This is a genomic window from Streptomyces sp. NPDC127100 (genome assembly GCF_042724095.1).
Classification (GTDB): Bacteria; Actinomycetota; Actinomycetes; order Streptomycetales; family Streptomycetaceae; genus Streptomyces.
Genome location: NZ_JBHXFL010000048.1, coordinates 1 through 12,432, shown reverse-complemented (window position 1 = coordinate 12,432; position 12,432 = coordinate 1). Strand labels below are relative to the sequence as shown.

12 protein-coding genes and 1 pseudogene are annotated in these 12,432 nt (G+C 73.3%); 10 read left to right on the top strand and 3 right to left on the bottom strand.

Features of this window, described 5'->3' with window-relative positions; translation table 11 throughout:
- Positions 1-7: 7 nt before the first annotated feature.
- Positions 8-628: a lysophospholipid acyltransferase family protein gene (locus ACFWJB_RS30325; RefSeq protein WP_385468071.1), complete on the bottom strand. Its 621-nt coding sequence runs from the start codon at positions 626-628 to the stop codon at positions 8-10.
- Between the two features lie 607 nt (positions 629-1,235).
- Here ACFWJB_RS30325 and ACFWJB_RS30320 point away from each other — a divergent pair.
- From ACFWJB_RS30320 to ACFWJB_RS30310, 3 genes are all read left to right on the top strand, one after another.
- Positions 1,236-2,417: a glycerophosphodiester phosphodiesterase gene (locus tag ACFWJB_RS30320; protein WP_385468068.1), complete on the top strand. Its 1,182-nt coding sequence runs from the start codon at positions 1,236-1,238 to the stop codon at positions 2,415-2,417.
- A gap of 74 nt (positions 2,418-2,491) precedes the next feature.
- Positions 2,492-2,986 carry a sigma-70 family RNA polymerase sigma factor gene (locus ACFWJB_RS30315; RefSeq protein WP_385468065.1) on the top strand — a complete coding sequence of 165 codons (495 nt, stop codon included), beginning with the start codon at positions 2,492-2,494 and terminating at the stop codon, positions 2,984-2,986.
- Positions 2,987-3,043: 57 nt separating this feature from the next.
- Positions 3,044-3,541, top strand: a complete 498-nt coding sequence (locus tag ACFWJB_RS30310) for a GNAT family N-acetyltransferase (RefSeq protein WP_385468063.1) — start codon at positions 3,044-3,046, stop codon at positions 3,539-3,541.
- 30 nt (positions 3,542-3,571) lie between these two features.
- Here ACFWJB_RS30310 and ACFWJB_RS30305 read toward each other — a convergent pair whose 3' ends face one another.
- Both ACFWJB_RS30305 and ACFWJB_RS30300 read right to left on the bottom strand, forming a co-directional pair.
- Entirely contained in the window at positions 3,572-4,000 is a 429-nt protein-coding gene (locus ACFWJB_RS30305; RefSeq protein ID WP_385468061.1) for a hypothetical protein, read from the bottom strand.
- 1 nt (position 4,001) lies between these two features.
- On the bottom strand, positions 4,002-4,361 hold the full coding sequence (locus ACFWJB_RS30300) for a hypothetical protein (RefSeq protein WP_385468058.1): 360 nt from the start codon (positions 4,359-4,361) through the stop codon (positions 4,002-4,004).
- A gap of 123 nt (positions 4,362-4,484) precedes the next feature.
- On the opposite strand from ACFWJB_RS30300, the gene ACFWJB_RS30295 reads away from it, so the two are divergent.
- From ACFWJB_RS30295 to ACFWJB_RS30265, 7 genes and pseudogenes are all read left to right on the top strand, one after another.
- Positions 4,485-5,135 (top strand): HAD family hydrolase, encoded by a 651-nt coding sequence (locus ACFWJB_RS30295; RefSeq protein ID WP_385468055.1) that lies wholly within the window; start codon positions 4,485-4,487, stop codon positions 5,133-5,135.
- A gap of 419 nt (positions 5,136-5,554) precedes the next feature.
- A complete protein-coding gene (locus tag ACFWJB_RS30290) occupies positions 5,555-6,601 on the top strand; it encodes a methionine ABC transporter ATP-binding protein (RefSeq protein WP_386926212.1) in 1,047 nt (348 codons plus the stop codon).
- Positions 6,598-7,335 carry a methionine ABC transporter permease gene (locus tag ACFWJB_RS30285; protein ID WP_386926210.1) on the top strand — a complete coding sequence of 246 codons (738 nt, stop codon included), beginning with the start codon at positions 6,598-6,600 and terminating at the stop codon, positions 7,333-7,335. The genes ACFWJB_RS30290 and ACFWJB_RS30285 overlap by 4 nt, the downstream gene beginning before the upstream one ends.
- Before the next feature lie 67 nt (positions 7,336-7,402).
- A complete protein-coding gene (locus tag ACFWJB_RS30280) occupies positions 7,403-8,227 on the top strand; it encodes a MetQ/NlpA family ABC transporter substrate-binding protein (protein ID WP_385468046.1) in 825 nt (274 codons plus the stop codon).
- Positions 8,228-8,360: 133 nt separating this feature from the next.
- A complete protein-coding gene (locus tag ACFWJB_RS30275) occupies positions 8,361-8,999 on the top strand; it encodes a GNAT family N-acetyltransferase (protein ID WP_385468042.1) in 639 nt (212 codons plus the stop codon).
- 119 nt (positions 9,000-9,118) lie between these two features.
- A complete protein-coding gene (gene cbiE / locus ACFWJB_RS30270; protein ID WP_386926207.1) occupies positions 9,119-10,339 on the top strand; it encodes a precorrin-6y C5,15-methyltransferase (decarboxylating) subunit CbiE in 1,221 nt (406 codons plus the stop codon).
- A gap of 345 nt (positions 10,340-10,684) precedes the next feature.
- Positions 10,685-12,432, top strand: a pseudogene (locus ACFWJB_RS30265) (5,6-dimethylbenzimidazole synthase); the annotation flags it as partial.

Here is a 12,432-nt window from a genome sequence, read left to right as displayed (position 1 = left end):
CGCGGCGCTACGCCGCCTTGGCCTTGCTGGCGTACATGTCCACGTACTCCTGACCGGACAGCCGCATGACCTCGGTCATCACGGAGTCGGTCACCGCCCGCAGGACGTAGCGGTCGCGGTCCATGCCCTCGTAGCGGGAGAACTCCATCGGCTCGCCGAAGCGGACCGTGACCTTGCCGGGCCGGGGCAGGCCCGCGCCGCCCGGCTGGAGCTTGTCGGTGCCGATCACGGCGAACGGGACGACGGGGGCGCCGGTCATCAGGGTGAGGCGGGCGATGCCGGTGCGGCCGCGGTAGAGGCGGCCGTCGGGGGAGCGGGTGCCCTCCGGGTAGATGCCGAAGACCCTGCCCTCCTCCAGCACCCGGCGCCCGGTCATCAGCGCCGCGACACCGCCCCGGCCGCCGTCCCGGTCCACCGGGATCATGCCGACGCCGGTGAAGAACCAGGCCATCAGCCGGCCCTTGAGCCCCTTGCCGGTGACGTAGGAGTCCTTGCCGATGAAGACGACCTGCCGGTCGCAGACCAGCGGAAGGATCATCGAGTCGATGAAGGTGAGGTGGTTCCCGGCCACGATCACCGGACCTTCGCCCGGAATGTTCTCCGCACCCTCCACCTGTGGGCGGAACATCAGGCGCATGATCGGGCCGAGCACTGCCTTGATGAGCGCGAAGCGGGACAACGGGTCCTCCGGTGTCGGGGATGCGATATGAGTATGTGCAGGTGAGGACATTACTCGCGGCCCCGGGGGTCGCGCACGTCGGGTTCACCGGGCCGTGTCCGGTGTTGACGCGTGTTCACCTGCGGAGCAGCGGTGTCGGACGGCCGTGGCGCGGACCGCGAGGTGTGAGGCAACTCGCGTCCGCGGGGAGGAATCCACCCGCGCACGCGCGCCGCTCCCGCCGTGCTCCGCGCCCGTGACGGCCGCCGCGGACACCGCCCGGATCGAAACACGTGCGACGTGCGGACCGCGTGAGGCGCGCCGTCGCAGCCGTACCGCCGGCCCCTGCTCGGTGGCCGCCGGCCCCGTCGGGCACCGCCCCGGCGAGCGCGGCCACCGACCGCGTACCCCGGCCCGGCCCTGCCACGCCGACGGAACGTCAGACATCCCGCCCCACCTGCCCCTCCACGCGCTCCCGACATCCCGGGGCACCCGTGTGTTCCGGAGGCGGTCTCCCGTTCGTCATGTACGCGCCCCTACGATCGGCCCGCACTGACGGTCAACGGCAGGAGGTCCCATGGGAACGCAGGAGTCGGACGAGCGGGCTGGCGGCACCGGACGGCGGGCGCTTCTCGGCGCGGCGGTGCTGGGGGCGGGCGGAGCCGTACTGGGCCTGTCCGGCACGGCGAGAGCCGCCGACGCCCGGCCCGGCGCGGGACACGGCGGGAAGGGCGGGCTGAAGGGCCTGCCCGTCCCGACGGTCATCGGCCACCGCGGCGCCAGCGGCTACCGCCCCGAACACACCCTGGGCTCCTACGAGCTGGCCCTCGACATGGGCGCCGACATCGTCGAGGCCGGTGACCTGGTCCCCACCAAGGACGGTCACCTCGTCTGCCGCCACGAACCGGAGATCGGCGGCACCACGGACGTCGCCGACCACCCCGAGTTCGCCGGCCGCAGGCGCACCAAGCAGCTCGACGGCGTCTCCACCACCGGCTGGTTCACCGAGGACTTCACCCTCGCCGAGCTCAAGACGCTCCGTGCCACCGAGCGCATCCCGGCCAACCGCCCGCACAACACCCTCTACGACGGACGCTGGGAGATCCCCACCTTCGAGGAGGTCCTCCGCTGGCAGGACGAGCAGTCCCGCAGGCGCGGCAAGCAGGTCTGGATCTACCCCGAGCTCAAGCACCCCACCTACTTCCGCAAGCTGGGCCTCGGCACCGAGGAGCGCCTCGCCCGGCTGCTGCGCAGGCACGGCAAGGACGGGAAGAACGCGCCCGTCGTCATCCAGTCCTTCGAGCCGACCAGCATCCAGCGGATGAACAAGCTCGTCGGGAACCCCCTCGCCGTCCTGCTGTCCGGCCCGGCGAGCAGGCCCTGGGACTTCGTCGAGACCGGCGACCCGCGCACGACCGCCGACCTCGTCACGCCCGCGGGCCTGAAGGAGATCGCCTCCTACGCCCAGGGCATCGGCCCCACCCTGGACCTGATCATCCCGAGGGACTCGGCCGGCCGCCTCACGGAGCCCACCACCCTGGTGCGCGACGCCCACCGGGCGGGACTGATCCTGCACCCGTACACCATGCGCAACGAAAACCCCTTCCTCCCCGCGGACTTCCGCAAGGGCTCGGACCCGGACGCCTACGGCGACGCCTTCGCGGCCTTCCGGACGTACTTCGCCACCGGCATCGACGGGATCTTCACCGACAACCCGGACACCGGCGTGCTGGCCCGGGAGGACTTCGTCAACCGCTGAGCGGGACCAACCCGTTGGAGTGGCGTCCGGCCGCCCGGGGCAACCACCGCCCGGGCGGCCGCGTCGCACTGCACATGACGCACGACCTGGTCACCTCCCTGCGCCCGCTCCTCACCGCGGAGGCCTCGGCCGAGGCGCATGCCACCGGTGCCGAGCCCGGGGACCTGGAACAGGCGGTGTGGCTGCGCCTCCTCGAACGCCTGGAGGCGGACGGCCCGCCCCCCGACCCGCACCGCTGGCTGCGCAGCGCCGTCCGCACCGAGGCCCGCCGCACCCGCCGCACGGCCCGCACCGAGCGCCCGTACGAGGGTGAACCGGCCGACGCCGCCGAACGCCGGCCCGAGCAGCTCGCCCTCACCGCGGCCCGCCACCACGCCCTGCGCGAGGCCGTGCGCCGGCTGCCCGGCCGCTGCCCCCGTCTGATGGAGGCCCTGCTGTCCCCGAGGGACCTCACCTACCGGGAGATCGCACGGGAGTTGGGTATCTCACAGGGCAGTCTTGGACCGGAACGCTCCAGATGTCTGGGATGTCTTCGGCGATTGCTGACACCGGAGGTTGCGGCCCACTGAGGACGGGGATAGGTGTGGGGGACCACAGCTGATCAGGTGAGCGGGAGGCATGCGCACATGGGCATGAGCGTGACCATCTCGGCGGCGACCGAGCAGGATGCCGAGCAGATCTTCCGGCTGCAGTACCTCTGCTTCCAGAGCGAGGCGGCGCTGTACGGCAACTACCGCATCGACCCGCTCGTCCAGGGCCTCGACTCCGTGCGCGAGGAGGTCGTCCGCGACTGCGTCTTCGTGGCGCGGCTCGGCGACGAGGTCGTGGGCTCGGTCCGGGGCCGGGTGACCGAGGACGGTGCCGCGTCCATCGGCAAGCTGTGCGTCCATCCCCGCCTCCAGGGCCACGGCATCGGCGCCCGGCTGCTGCGGGCCGCCGAGTCCGCCCTCGCCGGGGAGCACGGCGCCACGCGCTTCCGCCTGCACACCGGACACCGCAGCGAGAGCAACCTGCGCCTGTACCGGCGGGTCGGCTACGAGACGGTGGGGACGGCCGAGGGCACGGACGGCGTCCTGATGATCGTCCTGGAGAAGCAGGCGGGGACGTACGCGACGACGGCGTGAGCCGCGGGTTGCCGCGGCCGCCCGGCGGGCTCAGGCCGCCTGCGCCCGATGCGTGCCCCTGCGCAGCCAGTACAGCGCGGACAGCGGCAGCAGTACCGGGATGAAGACGTAGCCCATGCCGAAGTCGGACCACACGGTCGCGTCCGGGAACACCGACGGCTCGGCCATGGTCCACGTACCCACCGCCAGCACACCCACCAGCTCGGCGGCGCAGCACACCTGCGCCGCCCTGCGGGCCGTCTCCCCGCCCCGCACCAGGGTGTACGTGATGAAGCCGTAGACGACACCGGCGACGGCCGACAGCGTGTAGGCCAGCGGCGCCCGGTCGAAATCGGTGGCGATCTGGTACGCGGACCGCGACACGGCACCGACGACCATCACCCCGTACAGCCACACCAGCAGGATCCCGGGCCCGCCGATCAGCCGCGTGCGGGTCGGCTTCTCCTCGGTCGCCGCCATCTCAGCCTCCCCAGATGTCGTACAGCCGCACCTCGAGGACGGCGAGGACCACGCCGCCGGCCGCGACCGTCACCGAACCCCAGCGGGTGCGCTCGGCCAGCGACATGAACCCCGCCGCCGGGACGCACGCGAAGGCGCCCAGCAGATACGCCACGAAGATCACCGTGCCCTGGTCCGGCTTCTCGCCCCGGGCCAGCTGCACGACCCCGATCACCAGCTGGAGCAGCGCCAGCGCCGAGACCGCGGCCATGCCGATGAAGTGCCAGTCCTTCGTCGGCTGGTCACGGTAGGCCGCCCAGCCGCACCAGGCGGCGAGCAGCAGCGCGGCGACTCCGGTCACCAGCGTCAGGACGTCAAGCATGGCAGCGACCCTATTACGCCCCAAAAGGCCCGCCGCGCGCGGCCCCGCCCGTGCGTCCCCGGCCGTGCGTCCCTGGCCGGCGCCCGGCCGGGGACGCCGCGGCGGCACCGTAGGGTCGAAGGCATGAAGATCCATGCTCAGGCCCTGCTGTTCGACAACGACGGAACCCTCGTCTCCTCTCTCGAGTCCGTGCGCCGCTGCTGGACGCGGTGGGCCGGCGAGCACGGGATCACGGCCGAGCAGTTCGCGCGGGTCGAGCTGCACGGGCGGCCGGCCGCGGAGATAGCCGCCGACCTGCTGCCCGCCGATGTGGTCCCGGAGGCCGTCGCACGGATCGAGCGACTGGAGGTCGAGGACGTGCCGAACGGCGGTGTGCACCTGCTGCCCGGCACCCGGGACCTCCTCGACGCGCTGCCCGCCGACCGGTGGGCCGTCGTCACCTCCGCCACCAGGCGGCTCGCCGAGGCCCGGCTCGACGCCGTCGGCATCCTCCCCAAGACCCTCGTCGCCGCCGACGACATCACGCGCGGCAAGCCCGACCCCGAGCCCTATCTGCTCGGTGCCCGCGCCCTGGGTGTCGACCCGGCGGCCTGCGTCGTCTTCGAGGACGCCCCCGCCGGACTCCAGGCCGGCCGGGCCGCCGGCATGACCACCGTGGCGTTGGCCACAACCCACCGGGCCGGCGAACTCGACGCCGACCTGGTGGTCGACGACCTCGCGGCGCTGTCCGTACTGGTCACCGAAGGCGGGATCGAGATCGCCGTACGGGACTGATCCCCGCCGCCCGGGTCCGGCCACCGTCCACCGCTGTCCACCATGCGGACAGCGGTGTCCGCTCACAGCGGCCGGTCTGCTTTACTGATCCGCATGAGCACCACGAGCGACCGCACCCCTGCGACCGAGGCGACGACGACGCCCGGTGCTCGTTGTATGTGCCGAATGTGCGCCTTCTAGAGGGCCCCCGCACCACCTGAGCCTCGCGCCCCGAAGCGAGTGCCGGCTCGTCTCCGCCGCGGCGCCCCGCGCACGCGGCCGAGCCACGCCCCGCGCACACGTTCTCCCCGGTTCCACCGCGCATCGCCACCGCGAGAAACGTGCCGCGTTCCGAAGGTCCGGCGAGACCCCCGGAGAACAACGCCCCCGTGCCCGGCGCCCACACATGCGCCGTGCACTCGACAGTGACGGAAACCCACGTGATCACCACATCGGGCCTGACCAAGGTCTACCGCTCACGCGGCCGCGAGGTCACCGCCCTGGACGGCGTCGACCTGCACGTCCGCGAGGGAGAGGTGTTCGGCGTCATCGGCCAGTCCGGCGCCGGCAAGTCCTCGCTCATCCGCTGCGTCAACCTCCTGGAGCGCCCCACCTCCGGCACGGTCACCGTCGCCGGCCAGGACCTCACCGCGCTGGCCGGCCGCGGCCCCCGCGCCGGCCGGGAACTGCGGCAGGCGCGCAGCCGTATCGGCATGGTGTTCCAGCACTTCAACCTGCTGTCCACGCGGACCGTGCAGGACAACGTCGAGCTGCCACTGGAGATCCTCGGCAGGTCCGGGAAGGAACGTTCCCGCAAGGCGCTGGAGCTGCTCGACCTGGTCGGCCTCGCCGACAAGGCCAAGTCCTATCCCGCGCAGCTCTCCGGCGGCCAGAAGCAGCGCGTCGGCATCGCCCGCGCCCTGGCCGGCGACCCCAAGGTGCTGCTGTCCGACGAGGCCACCAGCGCGCTCGACCCGGAGACCACCCGCTCCATCCTCCAGCTGCTGCGCGACCTCAACCGCGAGCTCGGCCTGACCGTTCTCCTCATCACCCACGAGATGGACGTCGTCAAGAGCGTCTGCGACTCGGCCGCCCTCATGGACCGGGGCCGCATCGTCGAGTCCGGCACCGTCGGCGAGCTGCTGGCCACGCCGGGGTCCGAGCTGGCCTCCGCCCTCTTCCCGGTCGGCGGTGAGGCCTCGGGGGACGACCGCACCGTCCTCGACGTCACCTTCCACGGCGAGGCCGCCACCCAGCCCGTCATCTCCCAGCTGTCCCGCACCTACAACATCGACATATCGATCCTCGGTGCGGCCATCGACACCGTCGGCGGCCTCCAGATCGGCCGGATGCGCATCGAGCTCCCCGGCCGCTACGAGGACAACGTCGTGCCCGTCGGCTTCCTGCGCGAGCAGGGGCTGCAGATCGACGTGGTGGACCGGGAACCGGCGGAGCCGTCCCTGCTGGTGAAGGAAGGTGCCAAGTGACCTGGTCCGAGATGCAGCCCCTGCTGGAGCAGGCCTCCTGGGAAACCCTGATCATGGTCGGCTGGTCCACCGTGATCGCGGTGGCCGTCGGCCTCCCGCTCGGCATCCTCCTCGTCCTCACCGACAAGGGCGGCCTGCTCCAGAACGTCGTGGTCAACAAGGTCACCGGCCAGATCGTCAACGTCGGCCGCTCGATGCCGTTCATCATCCTCATGGTCGCGCTGATGAGCTTCACCCGCTGGATCACCGGCACGACCATCGGCAGCGAGGCCGCCATCGTGCCGCTCGCCATCGGCGGCATCCCCTTCTTCGCGCGGCTCGTCGAAACGGCCGTCCGCGAGGTCGACGGAGGGCTGGTCGAGGCCGTGCAGTCGATGGGCGGCAACACCTGGACCATCGTCCGCAAGGTCCTGGTCCCCGAGGCGCTCCCCTCGCTGATCGCCGGCACCACGACCACGATCATCGCCCTCATCGGCTACTCGGCCATGGCCGGCACCGTCGGCGGCGGCGGTCTCGGCGACCTCGCCGTCCGCTACGGCTACCAGCGGTTCGAGACCGGGATGATGTGGATCACCGTCGCGATCCTCGCCGTGGTCATCTCGCTCATCCAGTTCGCCGGCGACTACGCGGCCCGCACCCTGCACCGCCGCGGCGGACGCGCGGGTGCCGCCCCCAGGCTGCGGCTGCTCAAGGCCAAGGAGCCCGCGGCCGCCGACGTGAGCAAGGTCGCCTGACACCCGCACCAAGACTCCCCGTCCCACCAGGACGGGGCCGTACCACCCTTCAGGAAAGGCACTTTTCGTGCGTAACACCGCCAAGATCACCACGGCCGTCCTCGCCGGAGCCCTCACCCTCGGGCTCGCCGCCTGCGGCTCGGACAAGGACGCCGCCTCCGACACCTCCGGCCCGCTCGTCGTCGCCGCCAGCCCGACCCCGCACGCCGAGATCCTCAACTTCGTCAAGGACAACCTGGCGAAGAAGGCGGGCCTCGACCTCGAGGTCAAGGAGGTCTCCGACTACGTCACGCCGAACACCTCGACGGAGGACGGCTCGGTCGGCGCCAACTTCTTCCAGACCAAGCCGTACCTCGACGACTTCAACCAGAAGCGCGGCACCCACATCGTGCCCGTCGTCGACGTGCACCTGGAGCCCCTCGGCCTCTACTCCCACAAGGTCAAGAAGGCCGACGACCTGAAGAGCGGTGCGACCGTCGCCGTCCCCAACGACACCGTCAACGAGGGCCGTGCGCTCCAGCTCCTCGCGGCCAACGGGATCATCACCCTGAAGGACGGCGTCGGCACCTCGGCGACCCCCTCGGACATCACCGGGAACCCGAAGAACCTCAAGTTCAAGGAGCTCGAGGCGGCCCAGACCCCGCGCGCCCTGGACGACGTGGACGCGGCCGTGGTCAACGGCAACTACGCCATCGGTGCCGACCTGAAGCCCGCGAAGGACGCCCTCGTCCTGGAGACCGCCGAGAACAACCCCAACAACAACCTGCTCGCCGTCAAGGAGGGCCAGGAGAACGACCCGCGCGTCAAGAAGCTCGCGAAGCTCCTCACCTCGCCCGAGGTGAAGAAGTTCATCGAGGACAAGTACGCCGGCGCCGTGCTCCCCTCCTTCTGACCGCCCGGGCCCCCGGCCGCGCCCGGGGCCCGCTCCGCGGAGGAGCGGACCCCGTGGTGCGGCCGAGTGCTTTCATGCTGCATGCTGGGCAGTTCAGCAGGCCCTGACGGTCACACAGGTTACGGAGCGGCGCATGACGAGCACCTTCCCCAACATCTCCATCAGCACGGAGCGGTTGGTGCTGCGCCCCCTCGACGAGGACGACGTCCCCGCCCTCGCGGCGATGATGAACGACGAGCAGGTCGCCGCCTGGACGCACGTCCCGCAGCCCTTCACCGAAGAGGGCGCCCGCACCTGGATCACCGGGTACGCCCCCGCGGAACGCACCGCCGGCCGCGGACTCGACCTCGCCGTCACCGAGTTCCTCACCCAGCGGCTGGTCGGCATCGTCCAGCTGAGCAAGACCAACTGGCACGTGCGCTCCACCGAGCTGTCGTACATCGTCGCCCCCTGGGCCCGCGGCGAGGGCTACGCCTCCGAGGCGGCGCTCGCCACCGCCCAGTGGCTCTTCGGCGACCAGAAGTTCGAGCGCGTCGAGCTGCGCACCGCGGCCGGCAACACCGCCTCCCAGCAGGTCGCCCAGAGGATCGGCTGCATCAGCGAGGGCGTCCTGCGCAACGCCTGCATAGCGCGCATGCGCACCGAGGACGGCACCTGGACCGACGTGCGCACCGACTTCATCGTGTGGAGCCTGCTGCCCGAGGACATCGAGGGCGCGGCGGAGCAATTGGCCGACAGCGACGGTTTCACCTCCTTCACCGACTGGAACTGACCTGGGGGACGGGCGACGTCACCACCGCGCCCCGAGGCCGCACCAGGTACCCTCACGGAGCCCGCCACGAGCGGTATTCCGCGACCACGACCTGCGAAGACCCCTGGAGACTGACGACGATGGCCGACCGGGTCACGGTGATCGGCTGGGACGGTTCGCCGCTGACCGCCGCGGCACGCGCAGCCCTGGGCGCCGCCACGCTGGTGGCCGGCGCCGCCCACCACCTCGCGCTTCCCGAGGTGCCGCCCGCCGCCGAGCGCATCCGGCTCGGCAGCGTCGCCCTCGCCGCCCGCCGCATCGCCGCCCACCGGGGCACGGCGGTCGTGCTCGCCGACGGCGACCCCGGCTTCTTCGGCGTCGTGCGCACCCTGCGGGCGCCCGAGTTCGGCCTGGAGGTCGAGGTCGACCCGGCCGTCTCCTCCGTGGCCGCCGCCTTCGCCCGCGCCGGCATGCCCTGGGACGACGCCCAGGTGGTCGTCGCCCACCCCCGTACGCTGCGACGCGCGGTGAACGTGTGCCGGGCTCACACCAAGGTCGCGGTCCTCACCTCGCCGGGCGCCGGTCCCGCCGAACTCGGTCTGCTGATGGAGGGCGTCCACCGCACCTTCGTCATCTGCGAGGAACTCGGCACCGCCCGCGAGCAGGTCACCGTCGTCACCTCCGACAAGGCCGCCGACCACACCTGGCGCGACCCGAACGTGGTCATCGTCGTCGGCGGCGTCACCGTCCCGGGCACCCCGGCCGACGGGGCCGGCTGGATCGCCGGCCGGGACCCCGCCACCGGACCGCGCGGCTGGTCGCTGCCCGCGGGTGCGTACGGCGGCGAACTCGGCGAGGGCGAGGCCGAGATGCTGCGCACGGCCCAACTGGCCCGGCTGGGCCCGCGCCCGGGCGACCTCGTGTGGGACATCGGGTGCGGCAGCGGGGCCTTCGCCACCGAGGCCGCGCGCGGCGGCGCCGCCGTCATCGCCGTCGACCGCGACCAGGACGCCTGCGCCCGTACCGAGGCCACCGCACGGCACTTCGGCGTCCAGCTCCAGACCGTGCACGGAACCGCCCCGCACGTCCTGGAGAACCTTCCCGAACCGGACGTCGTCCGCGTCGGCGGCGGGGGAGCGGCCGTCGTCTCCGCGGTCGCCGACCGCCGGCCGCAGCGCATCGTCGCCCATGCGGCCACCCGCGACGCGGCCGAACTCGTGGGCAGGGACCTGTCGGAGCACGGTTACCGCGTCGAGTGCGCCCTGCTGCAGTCCGTCGGGCTCGACACCCGCGCCTGGACGGAGACGGAGCGGAGCGTCGCGTTCCTGCTCAGCGGGGTTCTGCCGGACCGCGCCCCGTGATCGGATCGTCGTACCGCCCGGGGTAGGCTGGCGGATTGTTGTACCGCACTGGGACACCGGACGCTTCGTCGTCCAATGTCCTGAAAACCCGCCAGTTCTGAGGGGTGTGTGGTACGGCAGGACCCGAGGACGCGCAACGTGGCGCAGTCCACAGCGGGCCGTCGCGGATCAAGCTGTCGTGACGGGGGAACGACCGCGACAATGCCACTCAATGGCTTTGTCGTCTTTTCCGGCGGGTCGTTCGTGCCGCTGGGCACGCACGCTCGTTCTTCACTACGGGCGGTCGGTGCGCCGTCCCGGGTGAGCTGGTCGTAGAAGCACTAACCGATGGGCGAGGGGTTACGCATGACCGACACCGGCCAGATCCCGGGCGAGGGGCTGCCGGAGAACGCAGGCATGGTGGAGCAGCCGGGCGTCCCCGCACCCGGCGCGTACACCTACCTCTCCGAGACCACCGCCGAGGACGAGGACCTCCTGCTGCTGCCGGGTGCCCAGAGCGCCTGGGGCAACGAGGTCGCGCCGCCCGCGCCGGAGCCGGTCGTCGAGACCGTGCACCAGCCGGGCCCGCACGAGATGTCCGGCCGCGACAGCGGCTCGGTCGACCTCGGTGGCGTCCGCCTGCCGGAACCGGTCGCGGAGCCCGCGTCCCCGCCGTCCCCGCCGCGCCGGCCCCTGCACCTCGGTCCGCCGATCCCCGACACCTCCGCGAGCCCCGTCCGTTCCCTCGCCGACCGGGGCCCTGCCAGCGTGCCGATGCGGCACGCCGGACCGCCGACCGCCGGCCCCGAGTACCTCGACGTCCCCCAGGCCGCCGCGATGCCGCCGCAGGGGGCGGCGCCCTGGGGCGCGCAGCCGGCCCCGTCCGGCGCCGGGGCGGCGCCCGGGGAAACGGTTGTTCCGGCGGCGGAGCAGCGTCCCGAGCCGGTGGGCGCGGCCGAGGCGCTCGTCACCCGCGTGGCGACGGAGGCCGTGGCGGCGACCGGCGGCGCTCCGGAGCCCGAGGAGGCCGGAGAGCCCGCGGCCGAGGCGCACGAACAGGCCGCGGCCGGCGACGACACCGTGCCGGGCGACGCGGCCCACGCGACGGAAGCTGCGGTCACCGCCGACGGCGGAGTCGAGCCTCCGGAGGAGGGTGCGCCCGGGACCGACGGCGCGCCCGTGGCCGGTGACGTGCCGGCGGCGGACGCGGCCCAGCAGCCGCCCGCGCGGATGCCCGGTGCCGAGCCCGGACCGGCCGGCGTGCCGGCTACCGAGGCGGTCGTGCCCGAGTCCGTGCCGGTCGCCGGGATGCCCGGGGACGGCGCCGTGAGCGTGCCGGAGGCGCAGGCCGACCAGGCTGCCGACGTGGTGCCCGCGCCGGAGGCCGAAGCCGGGCAGTCCGGTGCGCCGGAACCTGCCCCCGTACCGCGGCCGGGTGAGGAAGCACCGGTGGCCGAGGCGCCCGTGTCCGGGCCCGCGCCGGTCGCCGAGGCAGCCGTGCCCGAGCCGGCGCCCGTCGTCGATGCGCCCGCGCCGGCTGCCGAGACGCCCGCGCCGGTGACGGCACCGGTTCCCGAGGCGGTCGCCGCTCCCGCTCCGGTCGCCGAGGCGGTCGCGCCCGAGTCAGCGACGGTCGCCGGGGTGCCCGGGGACGCTGCCGTGACCGTGCCCGAGGCGCAGGCCGACCAGGCCGCCGACGTGGTGCCCGCGCCGGAGGCCGGTGCCGAGCAGCCCGGTGACCCCGAGCCCACGACCGGCATACTGCCGCCGGCCGAGGACGTACCGGCCGCCGCGGCGCCCGTGTCCGAGCCCGACGCCGAAGTCCCCGAGCCGCCCGTGGCGGAAGAGGCCGAGCCGCTCGCCGAGCCGGTGGGCGGCCCCGCGCCCCAGCCGTCCCCGGCCGCGGTGCAGACCCCGCCGGCCGAGCCGGCCCCCACCGCGGAGCCCGCCGCCCCGGAGCCGATCGCGGTGACCGAGCCGGCCGCCCCGGCCGCGACGGCCGAGCCCACCGCCCCGGAGCCGGCCGCGACGGCCGAGCCCACCGCCCCGGAGCCGGCCGCGACGGCCGAGCCCACCGCCCCGGAGCCGGCCGCGACGGCCGAGCCCACCGCCCC

Bases quoted from the DNA above. Each gene is read 5' to 3' on its own strand.
- ACFWJB_RS30325 (WP_385468071.1), bottom strand. From the start codon at position 628: ATGTTCCGCCCACAGGTGGAGGGTGCGGAGAACATTCCGGGCGAAGGT.
- ACFWJB_RS30320 (WP_385468068.1), top strand. From the start codon at position 1,236: ATGGGAACGCAGGAGTCGGACGAGCGGGCTGGCGGCACCGGACGGCGG.
- ACFWJB_RS30315 (WP_385468065.1), top strand. From the start codon at position 2,492: ATGACGCACGACCTGGTCACCTCCCTGCGCCCGCTCCTCACCGCGGAG.
- ACFWJB_RS30310 (WP_385468063.1), top strand. From the start codon at position 3,044: ATGGGCATGAGCGTGACCATCTCGGCGGCGACCGAGCAGGATGCCGAG.
- ACFWJB_RS30305 (WP_385468061.1), bottom strand. From the start codon at position 4,000: ATGGCGGCGACCGAGGAGAAGCCGACCCGCACGCGGCTGATCGGCGGG.
- ACFWJB_RS30300 (WP_385468058.1), bottom strand. From the start codon at position 4,361: ATGCTTGACGTCCTGACGCTGGTGACCGGAGTCGCCGCGCTGCTGCTC.
- ACFWJB_RS30295 (WP_385468055.1), top strand. From the start codon at position 4,485: ATGAAGATCCATGCTCAGGCCCTGCTGTTCGACAACGACGGAACCCTC.
- ACFWJB_RS30275 (WP_385468042.1), top strand. From the start codon at position 8,361: ATGACGAGCACCTTCCCCAACATCTCCATCAGCACGGAGCGGTTGGTG.
- cbiE (WP_386926207.1), top strand. From the start codon at position 9,119: ATGGCCGACCGGGTCACGGTGATCGGCTGGGACGGTTCGCCGCTGACC.